Here is a 16,522-nt window from a genome sequence, read left to right as displayed (position 1 = left end):
CGCGATTACCCTGTAGGAGCGAGCAAGCTCGCTCCTACAGGGGTGTAGGTTATCGGGCCTCGGTCACCGTAAAGTGCTGCCGAGCGCCGGCCACCAGAATCTCTACCTCTTCATCGATACGCTTGCCCAGCAGGCCTTTGCCCAGGGGCGAGCGTGGCGTGATGACCGTCACCGGTTGCCCCACCACATCCACTTTCAAACCCGCCGCATCCGGCGCCAGGAACAGCCATTGCTGGCGACCGTCCTCGTCTTCCAGGCCCACCAGCGTGCCTATCTCTATCCCGCGTTGATCATCGTACGCACGTAGCTGCAGTTGCTGGCACAGCACCAGCGATTGCTTGATCTCCTCCACGCGTCGGGCCTGCCCGGTGGCCAGGTACGAAGCCTCCAGGCCAAGGGTGTCGTATTTGTTTTCGGCAATGTTTTCTTCGTGGGTCGCGGTTTCGTAGGCGGTCTGCGCGGCGCGTTGGACGACGTCGATGTCGACGGTGAGCTTTTCCAGGATCAGCTGGAGCACGGCGTGTTTATTCATGGCGGTATCTGGCATCAATCGCAGAATTGCAGGACATTGGCCCGCGTCTTTTCATTGGGGGCGTTCTGGTCTTGTTGCAGCCAGAACTGGCATTTGGGGTTGGACAGGTTACGCGCGTTGCTTCGGGCCTGGTCCAGGGCCTGTTGTTGTTCCTGTTTTTGCAGGTTCTGTTGGTACTGTTCGAACAGACGGTTCGGTGGCTGCGGCTCAACCATGGCCGGTTTGCCCAATTGCTGAACCGCCTGTGCCACCGGCGCCAGGCTCTGGGGGAACAGGTAGCGAGACGCCAGCCAGGCGGTCAGCGCAATGGCGATAAACCCTAGCCACACGCCGGCGGCAATCGCGATGCAGAGCTTGAACAGCGATAACGGACGGTCAGACATAAGGGCCTCCTGGCAGGCATTGACGGCATGACGGTGATTGTCGCACAGCCTCCGTGCAGAATAATCGCGATCAAGCCTTCTGCATCCACGCATTTATGCGGACAATCGAACCTTTGATCGATGGAGCCCGGAATGAAAGCCCGCTGGGATATTTTTTGCAGTGTCGTCGACAACTACGGCGACATCGGCGTGACCTGGCGCCTGGCCCGGCAGTTGGTGGTGGAGCATGGCTGTGACGTGCGCTTGTGGGTCGATGACCTGCGCGCCTTCGAACGCATGTGCCCGGACATTGATGTGCAGGTGGGCCAGCAGTGGCAAGAGGGCGTCCAAGTGCGCCACTGGCCGGCCGAATGGCCAGGCGCACACCCGGCGAATGTGGTGATTGCTGCGTTCGCGTGCCAGCTACCGCCCGAGTACATGGACCGCATGGCCGAGTGTGAACGTGCGCCGTTGTGGATGAACCTGGATTACCTCAGCGCTGAAGACTGGGTGGTGGGCTGCCATCGCTTGCCTTCGGTGAAGTACAAGGGCGTGCAGAAGTACTTTTTCTTCCCCGGGTTTCGCCCTGGTACTGGCGGCCTGTTGCGCGAAGCCGGCTTGTTGGAGCGACGCCGGGCGTTTCAGCAGGACGCGGCCGCGCAACAACGGTTCCTGCAAAGCCTGGGCGTTGCTCCGACGGCCGGCGCGCGTTTGATGTCGCTGTTTGCCTATGAGAATGACGGGTTGGCCGGCTGGCTGGACGTATTGGCGGCCGATGGACGGGGGACGCACTTGCTGGTGCCGGAAGGGCGCATTCTGGGGGACGTGCAGCGCTGGCTGGGGGTGAACAGCTTGTCGGCGGGAGACATCCAAGTACGTGGTGCGCTGACCGTACAGGTCATTGCATTCGTACGTCAGGAGCAATATGACCGATTGCTATGGTGCTGCGAATTTAACGCCGTACGTGGCGAAGACTCGTTCGTGCGTGCCCAGTGGGCGGGGAGGCCATTGCTGTGGCACATCTACCGCCAGGACGAAGACATCCACCTGGACAAGCTCGATGCCTTCCTGGAACTGTACACAGCCGCACTTTCACCGGCCGCCAAAGCTGCCGTCGTCACGCTCTGGCAAGCCTGGAACGCTGATGGCGATATGGCACAGTCCTGGAAAATGCTGCTGGAACATTGGCCCGAGGTCAGCCAGCACGCGCAGAACTGGTGTCTGGAACAAGGCTTGCAGGCCGATCTTGCGACGGCGCTGGTACAGTTTTATGAAAGTTGGATATGATACGCCACCTTGATTTTTGTCAATCCCATCCAAATTTCGGATATACGCAATGAAAACTGGTAAAGAACTGAAACCCGGTACAGTGATCCGTCTCGAAAACGACCCTTGGCTGGTTCAGAAAGCTGAGTTCACCAAGTCTGGTCGTAACAGCGCAATCATGAAGACCAAGCTGAAGAACCTGCTGACCGGTTACAAGACCGAAATCGTCTACAGCGCCGATGACAAACTGGACGACGTGATCCTCGACCGCAAAGAAGCGACCCTGTCCTTCATCAGCGGCGACACCTACACGTTCATGGACACCACTGACTACACCATGTACGAGCTGAACGCTGAAGATATCGAAGCCGTTCTGCCGTTCATTGAAGAAGGCATGGAAGACGTCTGCGAAGCTATCTTCTTCGAAGAGCGCCTGGTTTCCGTAGAGCTGCCGACGACCATCGTGCGTAAGGTTGCTTACACCGAAGGCTCCGCTCGCGGCGACACTTCCGGCAAGGTGATGAAGCCTGCCAAACTGAGCAACGGTACCGAACTGCAAGTGGCCGATTTCATCGAAATCGACGACCTGATCGAGATCGACACCCGTGAAGGTGGTTCGTACAAAGGCCGCGCCAAGAAGTAATTCTGGCCCCGGCTATACGAAAAAAGCCCGACCTTGAGTCGGGCTTTTTCATGGGCGTCTGTTTTTCAGACCGTTACATGCAAGCGCACCTCAACGTTGCCACGGGTGGCATTGGAGTACGGGCACACTTGGTGCGCAGCGTCGACCAGGCTTTGCGCCTCATCTTGGGCCAGGCCCGGCAGGCTGATATGCAGGTCGATATCCAGGCCGAAGCCGCCCGGGATCTGGCCGATGCCCACGTGGGCGGTGATCGAGGCGTCATCCGGGATTTTGCGTTTGGTCTGGCTGGCCACGAACTTCAGTGCGCCGATAAAGCAAGCGGAGTAGCCGGCAGCAAACAATTGCTCTGGGTTAGTGGCCTGGCCACCGGCGCCGCCCAACTCCTTTGGAGTCGACAGTTTGACGTCGAGGATATTGTCGCTGGAAACGGCGCGACCATCACGGCCGCCAGTGGCGGTGGCTACTGCGGTATAGAGCGTTTGCATGGGGCGTTCCTCTGTGTGGTTAGCGCTAAACATTTGTGCGCTAAGTAGTTGGTGAGGTGAATGTATAGCGCTAATGTTTAGTGCGCAAGTTAATTTTTCAGCGTTGAAGAATTTAAGGGTGTCGCAGAACAAAAAGTGGGAGCTGGCTTGCCTGCGATGACGGTGTATCAGTCACTGCATGGTTGACTGATGAATCGCAATCGCAGGCAAGCCAGCTCCCACTTTTGAGTATGTTTAGTGCTGGGGCCTAGCGTGTCAGATGCTGGTTTGCAGATTGGCGCGCAACGCGATCAGGTCGCCTTGCAGCTTGCGCAATTGCTCCAACGCCATCCCGCTGGCGCCCAGGATGCATTGCGGAACATCCTTGGCCTTCTCCTGCAAGGCGCGCCCGGCGTCGGTCAGTTTCACCACCACCACCCGCTCGTCTTCGCGGCTGCGCGTGCGGCTGAGTAGGCCCTCGGCTTCCAGGCGCTTGAGCAGTGGCGTCATGGAGCCTGGGTCCGTCAGCAGGCGGCTGCTGATTTCACTGACGGTCAACTCATCCTCTTCCCACAGCACCATCATGGCCAGGTACTGCGGGTAGGTCAGGCCGATGGCCTGGAGCAGGGGCTTATAGGCCTTGGTCATCAGCAGTGAGGTGGAGTGCAGGGCGAAGCACAGCTGGTTGTCCAGCAACAGCGATTCGCAAGGATCAGGGTTTTTGCTCATGGTGGCGTCTCGAAAAAGCATGTCTGGGCTGGAATCTAGCGGGCAAATCTTTAATGCGCCAGGTAATTCTTGCCGTAGGCGTCAGACCAAGCCACTTTGCAATGCCAGATCCCAGGGCGGCACCGGGCTGAAACGGGATTTGAGGTATTCAAGCAACAATCGGCTGCGTGCATTGGGCTGTTGCTCCAGGCGCAGCGCATAAATGCCGGCGGTTTCTGGGCTGGGCAAACCGTCTTCACAAAACAGCGGCAACAGTTCGCCGCGCACCAGGTATTCACTGGCCAACCAGGTCGGCAAGTGAGCGATGCCCAGCCCGGCCAGTGCGCCCGAGAGCAGGGCTTCGGCGTTGTTGGCACTCATGCGGATGCGTCGCGGGCGATAGGTGGTGCGGCGCCCGTCCAGTTCGAAGCGCCAGGCGAACATTGGCGCCAGCCCGTCCCAGTCCAGGCCGTCATGTTCGCTCAGCTCTCGAGGATGGGCCGGCGTGCCACGGCTTTTCAGGTACGCGGGGCTGGCACAGGCGATACGCACGATACTCGCCAGCGGCGTAGCGACCAGTCGGGTGTCGACAATATGCCCTGCGCGCAGAACCAGGTCGACCTTGCCCAGATGCGCGCCCTGCATATCGACAAAGCTGTCGATCAAGTGCAGGTGCACGTCCAGGCCTGGATACAGGCTCAAAAAGTCCGCAATGACAGGCGCCAGGTGCCGGCGGCCGAATGCTGCGGGCGCATCGACCCGGATCAACCCCTCCGGCGCATGGCTCAGCGAGACCGCCTCTGCCCGTGCCAGCTGCAACTCGCTGACAATCCGTCGCGCCCGCTCGGCAAAGGCCAGGCCTGCGGAGGTGGGCACCACCGCATGGGTGCTGCGTTGGAACAGGCGGCTACCCACGGAGCTTTCCAGGCTGTCGATGCGCCGGGCCACGGCTGAAGGTGTCAGCGGATGGAGGCGCGCGGCGGCGGAAAAACTGCCGGCTTCCATTACGTCGAGAAACAGGCTCAGCTGGTCGGTCAGGGTGTTGGGGTTCATAGCTCAACGCTTATGCGAGATTGGCACAGCCATTGTGCGTTGCTGTGCGTTTCCGCGCCAGAGCCGACTGCGTAGCATGCCAAGCATGGAATTGCGGAGTACCGAGCGGTGTGGGATTTAGTGATGTACCTGGCATTGGGTGCGGCGTTGGGCACTGTAGGTGGGCTGTTTGGCATTGGTGGTGGGCTGATTGCCATCCCGGTGCTGGGCGTGTTGTTCGGCCTGGATCAGCAGATTGCCCAAGGTACCGCCTTGGTGATGGTCGTGCCGAATGTGATGCTCGCGCTGTGGCGCTATCATCAGCGTAACCGCATCGAGTTGCGTCACGCTTTACCCCTGGGTGTGACCGGCTTTTGCTTTGCCTGGCTGGGATCGATCTGGGCGGTGGGCCTGGATGCGGGCGCCATGCGCATCGGTTTTATTGCGTTCTTGGTGGCGTTGTCTGCCTACAACCTGCTGCGCATGTTCACTCGCAATGCGCCGCCCACCGCACAAATGCGTTATTCCTGGCCCTGGCTTGGCGTCTTGGGCGCGGCATCCGGTTCCATGGGCGGGCTGTTCGGGGTCGGCGGCGCGGTGGTCGCCACGCCGGTACTCACCAGTGTCTTCGGCACTACTCAAGTGGTCGCCCAAGGCTTGTCGTTGGCCTTGGCGTTGCCCAGCACCGGTGTGACCCTGGTCACCTATGCCTGGCACCACGAGGTGGACTGGATGATCGGCCTGCCACTGGCGGTGGGGGGCCTGCTGAGTATCAGTTGGGGCGTGAAAGTGGCGCATGCCTTGCCAGAACGTCTGTTGCGCGGCCTCTTCTGTGGCTTCTTGGTGGTGTGCGCGCTGATGCTGACCTTTAAAGTTTGAAGCCTTCGACGATGTAGTCCGCCAGGCATTCGGTGATCGGCGAGGTCATCTGCGGGTTACGCAGCAAGCGCAGGTTCATCGACGGTAAAGGCGGGAAGCCTTCGTCGCTGCCGAGCACTCGCAGGTCGTCGGTGACCAGGCTTTCCATGCTGACCATCGCCGCCAGGCCTGCACTGACCACTGCCAGGATCGCTGCTCCGTTAGAGCTGTGATAGGCCAGGCGATAATCTCGCCCGGCCGCCTCCAGTGCGGCCCGTGCCCAATGGGTGTACAGGCACTCGTCGCCGGACACCGCCAGGGGCAGGGCATCGTGCTCCTCCACACAAAAGCACGGTGATGCTGCCCACACCATGCGCTCGGTACGCAATAACTCACCCAGATCATTGCCGGGCTCGCGGCTGATTACGGTCAACGCCAGGTCCCGCCGTTGCATCAATACGGTCGATGCTTCGCAGTGCATTTCGATCTGGATCAGTGGGTAGGCTTTGGAAAATTGCTTGAGGATGCCTGGCAGAAAGCGCATCACGTAGTCATCCGGCGTTCCGATACGCACCAACCCCACCATATGCGGCTCGCGCAGGGTATTGAACACTTCGCTGTGCAATTTCAGGATGCGCCGCGCATAACCCAACAGCACCTGGCCTTCGGGCGTGAGCCGTACCTGGCGGCCATCGCGCTCGAACAGTTTGCGCTGCAACACGTCTTCTTCCAGGCGCTTCATCTGCATGCTCACCGCCGATTGAGTGCGGTTGACCTGCTCGCCGGCGCGGGTGAAACCGCCCTGGTCGGCAATGGCGACGAAGGTGCGCAGCACATCAGTGTCGATGCTGGGATAGGCGGACAATTGATCAATCTCCGAGATGTAATGCATAAGAAACATTCGTTGGATTGATCATAATGCCCGGCACACACTGTCGTCATCCCCACTGGAGGGCGAGAAGATGAAAGGTCAAAAAGGTTTCATATCGACGGATAAATGGCCGTTTGCCGGGCTGTTGCACACATTCGCGCGTTGGCAGCTGTTGCATCAGGAGCGCCAGATGCTGGCGACCCTGAGCGATGACGCCCTCAAGGACATCGGGCTCAATCGCGCCGACGTCGCGCAGGAAAGCCATCGGCATTTCTGGGAAGACCCGCTGCGAAAATAAGCGCGGATGCAGTAGGGTAGGGGGCGAGCTTCTATGGAGATTGCCATGCCCGCCGACCTGTGTTTTTCACTCAAGCAAGCTCGACGCATGGCGCTGGCTGCCCAGGGATTTTCCGGGCGCCAAGCGCCTGCACAGATAAAGGCTGCGCACCTCAACCGCTTGATCGAACGCCTGGGCGTTTTACAGATCGACTCGGTCAATGCGCTGGTGCGTTCCCACTACCTGCCCGTGTTTTCCCGCCTTGGTTCTTATTCCCCATCGATTCTTGAACAGGCGGCCTGGAGCCAGGGGCGGCGGCGTTCTCTGTTTGAATACTGGGGGCATGAGGCGTCACTGCTGCCCTTGGCGCTGTACCCGTTGATGGGTTGGCGCATGGAGCGCGCCCGGCAAGGGCGGGGGATTTATGCGCAAATGGCACGTTTTGGCCGTGAACAGCAGGCGACGATCCAACGCGTGTTGCGCACCGTCGAACAGCAGGGCGCCTTGGGGGCGGGTAGCTTGTCGACCCGCGAGGAGCGTGCCGGGCCCTGGTGGGATTGGAGTGATGAAAAGCACGCGCTGGAATGGCTGTTCGCCGCTGGCCTGGTCACGGTTGCCGGTCGTCGAGGGTTTGAGCGGCTTTATGATCTGCCCGAGCGTGTTATTCCCGCAGAGGTGCTCAGGGTCTCCATGAGTGAAGGTGAAGCGCAGCGTGGCTTGCTGTTGCACAGTGCGACTGCATTGGGTGTCGCCACCGAAAAAGACCTGCGCGATTATTTCCGCCTCGACCCCGCCGACAGCCGCAACCGCTTGGCCGAGCTGGTTGAGGATGGGCAACTGCTGGCGTGCCGGGTGCGGGGCTGGAAACAACCAGCGTACTGCCCGTCGGCGCCGAAACTGCCTCGCACAGTGCCGGCCAGTGCATTGTTGTCGCCGTTCGATTCGCTGATATGGGAGCGCAGCCGCACCGAGCGCCTGTTCGACTTTCGCTATCGGCTGGAGATCTACACCCCGCAAGAAAAGCGCGTGTATGGCTACTACGTGTTGCCGTTTCTCCACAACGAACGCATTGTCGCGCGCGTCGACCTGCGAGCCGAGCGTGCTCATGGGCGCCTGGCCGTGCATGCCGTGCATGAGGAAGAGCCGGGGCTGGATGAGGAAGGCATGCTGGCGCTGGCGCTGAACCTGCGCAAAATGGCCGACTGGCTAGGGCTGGAACAGGTCCAGCTCAATTGCCAGCGGCCCAGTGCTGCTCGGTTAAGGGCAGCGATGCCGAACCGGGATACCAACCTTTAAACCTCTATCGCGGGCAAGCCCGGCTCCCACAGAGAAACGCGTTCAAATGTGGGAGCCGGGCTTGCCCGCGATGGCGTCATCCCCGTCGCTAAAACGTCAGCGCTTTACCTGTTTCAAGGTCTCTGCAATCAGAAACGCCAACTCCAGCGATTGATCGGCATTCATACGTGGGTCGCAATGGGTGTGATAACGGTCCGACAGGCCATCTTCGGTGATCGGCCGTGCGCCGCCGATGCATTCGGTGACGTTCTGCCCGGTCATCTCGATATGGATCCCACCAGCATAGGTGCCTTCTGCCTGGTGCACTTGGAAGAAATCCTTCACTTCGCCAAGGATCTGCGCAAAGTCGCGGGTCTTGTAGCCGCTGCTGGCCTTGATGGTATTGCCGTGCATCGGGTCGCAGCTCCACAGCACTCGCTTGCCCTCGCGCTGCACGGCGCGGATCAGGTTGGGCAAATGGTCGCCGACCTTGCCTGCCCCCATACGGGCGATGAGGTTGAGGCGGCCAGGGTCGTTATCTGGGTTGAGGATGTCGATCAGGCGGGTCAGGTCGTCCGGGTTCATGCTAGGTCCGACTTTCACGCCGATCGGGTTGTTCACTCCGCGCAGGAACTCGACATGGGCGCCGTCCAACTGACGGGTGCGGTCGCCGATCCACAACATATGCGCCGAGCAGTCGTAGTAGTCGTTGGTCAGGCTATCGCGGCGCACGAAGGCCTGTTCATAGTTGAGCAGCAATGCTTCGTGGGCGGTGAAGAAGCTGGTTTCGCGCAATTGCGGCGAGCTGTCCATGCCACAAGCGCGCATGAAGGCCAGGGTTTCGTCGATGCGGTCGGCCAGTTGGCTGTACTTCTCGGCGAGCGCGGAGTTGGCGATGAAATCCAGGTTCCACTTGTGCACCTGGTGCAGGTCAGCGAAACCGCCCTGGGCAAAGGCGCGCAGCAGGTTGAGGGTGGCGGTGGACTGGTGGTAGGACTGCAACAGGCGGTCCGGATCTGGCACGCGGCTTTTTTCGTCGAAGCCGATGCCGTTGACGATATCGCCCCGGTAGGCGGGGAGGGTGATGCCGTCGATGGTTTCATCGTTGGCCGAGCGTGGCTTGGCGAACTGGCCGGCCATGCGCCCGACTTTCACCACCGGGCAACCGGCAGCGAAGGTCATGACAATGGCCATCTGCAGCAGCACCTTGAAGGTGTCGCGAATCTTCGCGGCGGAAAACTCGGCAAAGCTCTCGGCGCAATCACCGCCTTGCAGCAGGAACGCACGACCTTGGGTCACTTCGGCAAACTGACGGCGCAATTCGCGGGCTTCCCCGGCAAACACCAGGGGCGGGTAGCTCGCCAGGCTCTGCTCCACTTGCAGCAAGTGTGCAGCGTCCGGGTATTGGGGTTGCTGCTGGATCGGCAGGGCTCGCCAGCTATCGGGGCTCCAGGGTTGGCTCATCATGAACTCGTTTGCGGGTGGATGTTCGGGCGTCAATGTTAGCAGCAATTAGTGCGTGACCTGTTGCTGCCGCTTGGCCGACAATCGCGCCTTTGCCGTGCAGCAGACCCTTTTAGGAGTAGTGATGAGCGAGGAGCGTGTCGAGCACCTGCTGGCCGAAGTCCATGATGAATTCGGCATGATCCGTGTGCTTGAAGTGGCTGATTACCGCTTTCTCGAATTTGGCGACGCCATCGAGCAAAGCTGTGTGTTCACTGCTGACCCGAGCTGGCTGGAGTACGACTACACCCGCGCCATGCTGATCGGCGCGTTGTGCCATGAACAGCCGGAGAGTGCATTGTTTCTCGGCCTGGGCGCGGGCACATTGACCCAGGCGTGCCTCAAGTTCCTGGCGCTGGAAGATGTCGAAGCCATTGAGCTGCGCCCTGATGTGCCGCGGCTGGCCATCGAATATCTGGGGCTGGATGACGACCCGCGCTTGTACATCCGCATTGGCGACGCGTTGCAATTGCTCGACAGTGCCGAATCGGCCGATCTGATTTTCGTCGACCTCTACACCGATGTCGGCCCGGGCGTGGGGCATCTGGCCTGGACCTTCCTGGAAAACTGTCAGAAGAAACTCAACCCCGGCGGCTGGCTGGTGATCAACCAATGGGCCACCGATGATGGCAAGCCGTTGGGGGCGGCGTTGTTGCGTGGGTTGTACCACCGGCATTACTGGGAGCTGCCGGTGAAGGAGGGCAATGTGATTCTGTTGGTGCCTTCGGAGCTGGATCAGGTGCTGGACCTGGAGGCGCTGTCAGCCCGCGCCGAAGCTTTGGCGCCGCGCTTGGGGTACTCGTTGCAGCCGTTGATCAAGGCGATTCGGCCGGCAACTTAGTTGCCAGTTCGGACGCTTTCGCGGGCAGGCCCGCTCCCACAGGGGATTGCATTTCAACAGAGCATGCAATTCAACTGTGGGAGCGGGCTTGCCCGCGAAGAGGCCCTCACTGCCGACCGCTAATTCAGTTCGTTCAAATCCCCTTGAACACCCCCGGCCGCTTCTCGACCATCGCCCGAACACCCTCCTTGGCATCTTCACTGTTGAGCAGTTTATCCACCATGGGCGGCAGCGCGGCGGCTGCGACAGCCTCACCCTCCATACGCGCCAGCCGTGCCGACATCAACGTGGCCTGTACACCCAGCGGTGCCTGGCGCGCAATGCGGTTGGCCAACTCGATGGCGCGGGGCAACAGGTCTTCACTGGCCATCACTTCCTGCACCAACCCCAGGCGCAGGGCTTCATGGGCGTCGAACTCGTCGCCGGTGAGCAGCCAGCGCATTGCATTGCCCCAGCCGGCAATCTGATGAAAGCGCAATGTCGCGCCGCCAAACGGGAAGATCCCGCGTTGCACCTCCATCTGGGCAAAGCGGGTATTGCTGGCGCAGAGGTTGATATCCGCCGCCAGCATCAATTCGATACCGATCGTCAGGCAATAACCCTGGGCGGCGACGATCACCGGCTTGCTCACGCGCGGGCCTGCAAATACCCCCCACGGGTCGCACCCTCCCAGCGGCGGTTGCCAGCCACCCGCCATCACGCTGCTGACATTGGCCAGGTCCAGCCCGGCCGTGAAGTGGTCGCCATGGGCAAACACCACGGCCACCCGTGCGTCATCGTTTCGATCAAATTCGCCATAGGCCAGGCTCAGCGCATTGAGCAAATCCAGGTCGAAGGCGTTGCGCTTGGCCACACGGTCCAGGCCCAGCAATAGAACATGACCCTCAAGTGCGCGGCTGACACGGCTACTGCTGGCTTGATTCATGGGGTGTGCCCTCGGGGCGCGGGTAAGGTTTCAGACCAAAGGGTCTCAGTGGGGGGGTGAACCGTTTAAGCTCGATGACCAACAGGGCCGGGCCTTTGAAAAATAGACCCTGGCGCACGGATCTGCAAAGCGCGTGACGCAGTGCGGTTTATCGGTGCCTGGCGATAAAAAAAGCTCCCTTTTTCAGCTATTTCCGGTATAGTGCGCGCCGGCCTTTAACCGGGCCGCGTTTAGGTAGCGCAATTCCCCGAAGTCAGCTTCGGCTGCACGTCCGCACAGCGGACTCTTCCTTGACGAATCTTTTTCATTCATTCGTTTTCGCAAATCCCCGCCGACAAAGCAGCCAGGGCGACTCTTGAGTCTCAACACGGCATGCGCAGCTTTGGAGCATGGGTCTTTGCGGATGCACTTAGAGGCAGACCCATGACCCAGGAAACCGGCGGCTTCGCCGCTTTTAATCTTAACCCGAATATTCTTGCAGCCGTCGCAGCGACCGGCTACGAAGAACCTTCGGCGATTCAGCAGCAATCGATCCCGATCATCATGGCCGGTAAGGACATGATTGGCCAGGCGCAAACCGGTACCGGTAAAACCGCCGCGTTCGCCCTGCCTATTCTGCACTGCATCGATCCTGCCAAGCGCGAGCCGCAAGCCCTGATCCTGGCGCCAACCCGTGAGTTGGCGCTGCAAGTAGCAACCGCCTTTGAAACCTACGCCAAGCAAATGCCGGGTGTAACTGTTGTGGCCGTTTACGGCGGCGCGCCTATGGGCCCACAACTCAAGGCAATCCGTAATGGCGCACAGATCGTTGTCGCCACTCCGGGCCGTCTGTGCGACCACCTGCGTCGTGACGAAAAAGTCCTGTCGACCGTGAACCACCTGGTTCTGGACGAAGCTGACGAAATGTTGAAGCTGGGCTTCATGGATGACCTGGAAGTCATCTTCAAGGCGCTGCCAGCGACCCGTCAGACCGTACTGTTCTCGGCTACCCTGCCGCAGTCCATCCGTGCCATTGCCGAACGCCACCTGCGCGATCCGGAGCACGTGAAGATCCAGACCAAGACCCAGACCGTTACCGCGATCGAACAGGCTCACCTGTTGGTTCACGCTGACCAGAAGACCTCGGCTGTATTGAGCCTGCTGGAAGTCGAAGACTTCGACGCCCTGATCATGTTCGTGCGCACCAAGCAAGCGACCCTGGACCTGGCCAGCGCCCTGGAAGCCAAAGGCTACAAAGCCGCTGCGCTGAACGGTGACATTGCCCAGAACCAGCGTGAGCGCGTGATCGACTCCCTCAAGGATGGCCGTCTGGACATCGTTGTGGCGACCGACGTTGCCGCCCGTGGCCTCGACGTTCCACGTATCACCCACGTGTTCAACGTTGACATGCCTTACGATCCAGAGTCCTACGTTCACCGTATCGGCCGTACCGGCCGTGCCGGTCGCGAAGGCCGTGCATTGCTGCTGGTGACTCCACGTGAGCGTCGCATGCTGCAAGTGATCGAGCGTGTTACCGGCCAGAAAGTTGCCGAAGTCCGCCTGCCGGATGCCCAGGCCGTTCTCGATGCGCGCATCAAGAAACTGACCAACAGCCTGGCGCCACTGGTGGCTGACGCTGAATCGACCCACGGCGACCTGCTGGACCGCCTGACTGCCGATATCGGTTGCACCCCGCGTGCCCTGGCTGCAGCTCTGCTGCGCAAAGCTACCAATGGTCAGGCCCTGACCCTGGCAGCCATCGAAAAAGAACGTCCACTGGTTCCGAACAGCGCGCCACGCGGTGATCGTCCAGAGCGTTCCGGCGACCGTCCAGACCGTGGTGATCGCGAGCGTCGCGCTCCAGTGCCATTGGCCGAAGGCCGTGCTCGTTGCCGTACCGCGCTGGGTGCGCGTGATGGTATCGCGGCCAAGAACCTGCTGGGCGCTATCCTCAACGAGGGTGGCCTGGCACGTGAAGCCATCGGTCGCATCCAGGTGCGTGACAGCTTCTCCCTGGTGGAGCTGCCGGAAGACGGCCTGGAAAAACTGCTGGCCAAGCTCAAAGACACTCGCGTTGCCGGTAAGCAGCTCAAGCTGCGTCGCTACCGCGAAGATTGATCTGCCCTTGGGCTGATTGATCGCACATAAAAAATCCCCGACTGGTTCGGGGATTTTTTTTGCCTCATGTTTTAGTCTCCGAGGCGATCAACTGTGGGAGCTGGCTTGCCTGCGATAACGGTGAGTCAGCAAGCCAGTGTGTGACTGATACACCGCTATCGCAGGCAAGCCAGCTCCCACAGATGTGGCGGTGTCAGCCAAAACGATAGATATCCATGCCCAGGGCGCCCAGAGTGAAGCCCTGATGCGCCACACTGAAATCACCCCCGGCACCCCGCGCAAAGTACAGCGGCAGCAAATGCTCATCGCTGGGATGGTTGCGCACGGCATGTGGCGCCTGGCGCCGATAGTCATGCAAGGCGGCGTCGTCATTGGTCGCCAGTTTGTCGACCACCCAGTCGCGAAACTCCCGCGCCCACGGGGTGATCGTTTCCGGCCCGGCGCGCCAATCCAGTTCGCCCAGGTTATGAGTGATGCTGCCGGAGCCGATCAACAGCACGCCCTGTTCGCGCAGGCTGGCGAGCGCATGCCCGACCTGGGTTTGCAGGGCGGGGCCCAGGCGGCTGGGCAAGGAAACTTGTACCACTGGAAGGTCTGCTGCCGGATACATCAGCGACAGCGGGACCCAGGTGCCGTGGTCGAAGGGACGTTGCTCGTCAATACGTGCAGCCAGACCGTCGGCGTGCAGCAGCTCGACGATCTCACTGGCCAGCTGTGGGTCACCCGGCGCGGGGTATTGCACCGCAAACAACTCGCGCGCAAAGCCGCCAAAGTCGTGCCAGGTTTCCGGTGCAGCACCGCCGCTGACCAGCAGTTCCGGGCTTTCCCAATGCGCCGACACCACCACAATGGCTTTGGGGCGGGGTAGCTCGGCAGCCAGGCGCTGTAGCGCGGGGCCACTGGCGCCGGGTTGCAAGGCCAGCATGGGCGAGCCGTGGGAGATAAACAGGCTGGGGAGCATGAGCGGGTCCTGAGGGTTAAGATAACGCCATCTTCAATCAGATCATTGATCTAAATCTAATATAAGTTTTAGCGCCTTTTGATCGAATTTTCGGAGTGATTCATGCAGCCTGAATTTTGGCAGGACCGCTGGGCGAGCAATCAGATCGGTTTCCATCAGCGCGAGGTCAATCCCTACTTGCAACGGCACTGGCCCGTGTTGGGGTTGCCCGAGAGGGCAAAGGTGCTGGTGCCATTGTGTGGCAAAAGCCTGGACTTGGTATGGCTCGAGAGCCAGGGGTACCCGGTAATGGGCGTGGAGCTGTCGGAGCAGGCGGTTGAGGCGTTCTTCAGCGAGCAGGGGCTGGTGCCGCACGTCAGTCATAAGGGCGTCTTCAAGGTCTACCAGGCGGGTCAGATCGAACTGTGGTGTGGCGATTTCTTCAGCCTGGATGCGCGGGCGCTGGTCGGTTGCCGCGGCGTATATGATCGCGCCGCGTTGATTGCATTGCCTCCGCTGATGCGTGCGCAATACGCCGAGCACCTGAATGCCTTGCTGCCGTCAGGCTGCCAGGGGTTGCTGGTTACCCTCGATTACGACCAGGCGCAGAAAGCCGGCCCACCCTTTGCTGTCTCGGACGAGGAAGTGCAGGTGCTGCTAGCACCGCATTGGGCGTTGGAGCGGCTGGAGGAGCGAGACATCCTGGGGGAGAGCTGGAAGTTCGTGCAGGACGGAGTGACTCGCCTTGAAGAGCGTGCTTATCGGCTGACCAGGCTCTAAAAGGCCTTTTCCTTTTGTAGGCGCGAGCGGGGAAATCAGCAGGCACAAAAAAGGGGCGATTAGATCGCCCCTTGTCGAGTCATCCGGCTATCAGCCGCGGCGACGCAATGCGTCAATCCGCTCTTCCAGCGGCGGGTGGCTCATGAACAGGCGAGCCAGGCCCTGCTTGATGCCGCCGTTAATGCCGAAGGCGGTCAGGCTGTCGGGCATATGCACCGGCAGGCCCTGTTCAGAGCGCAAGCGTTGCAGCGCGCCGATCATTGCGCTGGTGCCCGCCAGGCGTGCGCCGGCTTCGTCGGCGCGGAACTCGCGTTTGCGCGAGAACCACATCACGATGGCGCTGGCCAGGAAGCCCAGGACCAACTCGGCGAAAATGGTCGCCACGAAGTAGGCAATGCCGCGGCCTTCTTCGTTCTTGAAGATGACCTTGTCGACGAAGTTGCCGATGATCCGCGCGAAGAACATCACGAAGGTGTTCACCACGCCCTGTACCAGCGCCAGGGTGACCATGTCGCCGTTGGCCACGTGACCGATCTCGTGGGCCAGCACCGCCTTGACTTCATCGGGCGAAAACCGCTCCAGCAGGCCCTGGCTCACGGCCACCAGCGCGTCGTTCTTGTTCCAGCCGGTCGCAAAGGCGTTGGCCTCATAAGCCGGAAAGATCCCCACTTCGGGCATTTTGATGCCGGCTTCTTGAGACAACTGTTCCACGGTTTGCATCAGCCATTGTTCATGGCGAGTGCGGGGTTGAGTGATGATCTGGGTGCTGGTGCTCATCTTCGCCATCCACTTGGAGATGAACAGCGAAAACAGCGAACCGGCAAAACCAAAGACCGCACAGAAAATCAGCAGCTGATTGAGGTTCAGATCAACCCCATTGGCCGCCATGAACCCGTTGAAGCCAAAAAGGCTCAGGGTGACGCTGGCAATCAGTACGACCGCCAGGTTAGTGGCCAAGAACAGCAGGATGCGCATCATGGTTGTAGAATTCTCCTCATGCTTAATATGTCGCTCACTGCGGGGTATATAAGGTGCGGCATGGGGTGATTCAACCGGGGGACTATTTCAAACTGTGTCCTACGCCTCGGGCGTAGGGCCTTGAAGGGATTTTCCGACCTGTATCGTCAGCCCTTATCAACCCGATACTA

At 60.4% G+C, this 16,522-nt stretch carries 18 protein-coding genes; 8 read left to right on the top strand and 10 right to left on the bottom strand.

All coding sequences use genetic code 11. The features are described from left to right. Window positions 1-49: 49 nt before the first annotated feature. Window positions 50-532 (bottom strand): GreA/GreB family elongation factor, encoded by a 483-nt coding sequence (locus JMV15_RS18950; RefSeq protein ID WP_014717665.1) that lies wholly within the window; start codon window positions 530-532, stop codon window positions 50-52. 14 nt (window positions 533-546) lie between these two features. Continuing rightward, a complete protein-coding gene (locus tag JMV15_RS18945; RefSeq protein ID WP_038449530.1) occupies window positions 547-915 on the bottom strand; it encodes a hypothetical protein in 369 nt (122 codons plus the stop codon). 132 nt (window positions 916-1,047) lie between these two features. Here JMV15_RS18945 and earP point away from each other — a divergent pair, with 132 nt between their 5' ends. Together earP and JMV15_RS18935 are read left to right on the top strand one after the other, a co-directional pair. Then, the gene (earP, locus tag JMV15_RS18940; RefSeq protein WP_038449532.1) at window positions 1,048-2,181 is read left to right on the top strand and encodes an elongation factor P maturation arginine rhamnosyltransferase EarP; all 1,134 of its coding nucleotides are present in this window, start codon (window positions 1,048-1,050) and stop codon (window positions 2,179-2,181) included. A 49-nt stretch (window positions 2,182-2,230) separates the two neighbouring features. Beyond that, window positions 2,231-2,803 carry an elongation factor P gene (locus JMV15_RS18935; RefSeq protein ID WP_003172723.1) on the top strand — a complete coding sequence of 191 codons (573 nt, stop codon included), beginning with the start codon at window positions 2,231-2,233 and terminating at the stop codon, window positions 2,801-2,803. Window positions 2,804-2,868: 65 nt separating this feature from the next. Here JMV15_RS18935 and JMV15_RS18930 read toward each other — a convergent pair whose 3' ends face one another. The 3 genes from JMV15_RS18930 to JMV15_RS18920 all read right to left on the bottom strand — a co-directional run bounded on the left by JMV15_RS18930 (window position 2,869) and on the right by JMV15_RS18920 (window position 5,028). Then, window positions 2,869-3,288 (bottom strand): organic hydroperoxide resistance protein, encoded by a 420-nt coding sequence (locus JMV15_RS18930; protein ID WP_014717668.1) that lies wholly within the window; start codon window positions 3,286-3,288, stop codon window positions 2,869-2,871. Window positions 3,289-3,543: 255 nt separating this feature from the next. Continuing rightward, window positions 3,544-3,996 (bottom strand): MarR family winged helix-turn-helix transcriptional regulator, encoded by a 453-nt coding sequence (locus JMV15_RS18925; protein WP_201491861.1) that lies wholly within the window; start codon window positions 3,994-3,996, stop codon window positions 3,544-3,546. An 81-nt stretch (window positions 3,997-4,077) separates the two neighbouring features. After that, entirely contained in the window at window positions 4,078-5,028 is a 951-nt protein-coding gene (locus JMV15_RS18920) for a LysR family transcriptional regulator (RefSeq protein ID WP_014717670.1), read from the bottom strand. Between the two features lie 108 nt (window positions 5,029-5,136). Between JMV15_RS18920 and JMV15_RS18915 the strand changes: the two genes are divergently transcribed. After that, complete coding sequence (locus JMV15_RS18915) at window positions 5,137-5,886, top strand: sulfite exporter TauE/SafE family protein (protein ID WP_032902966.1); 750 nt, start codon at window positions 5,137-5,139, stop codon at window positions 5,884-5,886. On the opposite strand, the gene JMV15_RS18910 is transcribed toward JMV15_RS18915, so the two are convergent. Continuing rightward, window positions 5,876-6,757 carry a LysR family transcriptional regulator gene (locus tag JMV15_RS18910; RefSeq protein ID WP_014717672.1) on the bottom strand — a complete coding sequence of 294 codons (882 nt, stop codon included), beginning with the start codon at window positions 6,755-6,757 and terminating at the stop codon, window positions 5,876-5,878. The two genes, JMV15_RS18915 and JMV15_RS18910, sit on opposite strands and share 11 nt — an antisense overlap. Before the next feature lie 70 nt (window positions 6,758-6,827). Between JMV15_RS18910 and JMV15_RS18905 the strand changes: the two genes are divergently transcribed. Next, window positions 6,828-7,034: a DUF1127 domain-containing protein gene (locus JMV15_RS18905; RefSeq protein WP_038449535.1), complete on the top strand. Its 207-nt coding sequence runs from the start codon at window positions 6,828-6,830 to the stop codon at window positions 7,032-7,034. Between the two features lie 45 nt (window positions 7,035-7,079). Continuing rightward, entirely contained in the window at window positions 7,080-8,309 is a 1,230-nt protein-coding gene (locus tag JMV15_RS18900) for a winged helix-turn-helix domain-containing protein (protein ID WP_038449537.1), read from the top strand. A gap of 96 nt (window positions 8,310-8,405) precedes the next feature. On the opposite strand, the gene JMV15_RS18895 is transcribed toward JMV15_RS18900, so the two are convergent. Further along, window positions 8,406-9,752 (bottom strand): class II 3-deoxy-7-phosphoheptulonate synthase, encoded by a 1,347-nt coding sequence (locus JMV15_RS18895; RefSeq protein ID WP_014717674.1) that lies wholly within the window; start codon window positions 9,750-9,752, stop codon window positions 8,406-8,408. 124 nt (window positions 9,753-9,876) lie between these two features. On the opposite strand from JMV15_RS18895, the gene JMV15_RS18890 reads away from it, so the two are divergent. Next, window positions 9,877-10,632, top strand: coding sequence for a spermidine synthase (locus JMV15_RS18890; RefSeq protein ID WP_014717675.1), 756 nt, complete (start codon window positions 9,877-9,879; stop codon window positions 10,630-10,632). A gap of 133 nt (window positions 10,633-10,765) precedes the next feature. Here JMV15_RS18890 and JMV15_RS18885 read toward each other — a convergent pair whose 3' ends face one another. Next, complete coding sequence (locus JMV15_RS18885) at window positions 10,766-11,557, bottom strand: crotonase/enoyl-CoA hydratase family protein (RefSeq protein WP_014717676.1); 792 nt, start codon at window positions 11,555-11,557, stop codon at window positions 10,766-10,768. Window positions 11,558-11,980: 423 nt separating this feature from the next. On the opposite strand from JMV15_RS18885, the gene JMV15_RS18880 reads away from it, so the two are divergent. Then, on the top strand, window positions 11,981-13,654 hold the full coding sequence (locus tag JMV15_RS18880; protein ID WP_014717677.1) for a DEAD/DEAH box helicase: 1,674 nt from the start codon (window positions 11,981-11,983) through the stop codon (window positions 13,652-13,654). A gap of 193 nt (window positions 13,655-13,847) precedes the next feature. On the opposite strand, the gene JMV15_RS18875 is transcribed toward JMV15_RS18880, so the two are convergent. Next, complete coding sequence (locus JMV15_RS18875) at window positions 13,848-14,615, bottom strand: DODA-type extradiol aromatic ring-opening family dioxygenase (RefSeq protein WP_014717678.1); 768 nt, start codon at window positions 14,613-14,615, stop codon at window positions 13,848-13,850. A gap of 102 nt (window positions 14,616-14,717) precedes the next feature. Here JMV15_RS18875 and JMV15_RS18870 point away from each other — a divergent pair, with 102 nt between their 5' ends. After that, window positions 14,718-15,374 (top strand): thiopurine S-methyltransferase, encoded by a 657-nt coding sequence (locus tag JMV15_RS18870; protein ID WP_038449539.1) that lies wholly within the window; start codon window positions 14,718-14,720, stop codon window positions 15,372-15,374. 90 nt (window positions 15,375-15,464) lie between these two features. Here the strand turns inward: JMV15_RS18870 and htpX are convergent, their stop codons facing one another. Continuing rightward, window positions 15,465-16,352, bottom strand: coding sequence for a protease HtpX (gene htpX / locus JMV15_RS18865; RefSeq protein ID WP_003189904.1), 888 nt, complete (start codon window positions 16,350-16,352; stop codon window positions 15,465-15,467). Between the last annotated feature and the right edge of the window lie 170 nt (window positions 16,353-16,522).

Source organism: Pseudomonas paracarnis, assembly GCF_904063055.1.
In the GTDB taxonomy this organism is placed as follows: domain Bacteria; phylum Pseudomonadota; class Gammaproteobacteria; order Pseudomonadales; family Pseudomonadaceae; genus Aquipseudomonas; species Aquipseudomonas paracarnis.
The sequence above is the reverse complement of the archived record's forward strand: the minus strand, read 5'-3'. Positions and strand labels throughout refer to the sequence as shown.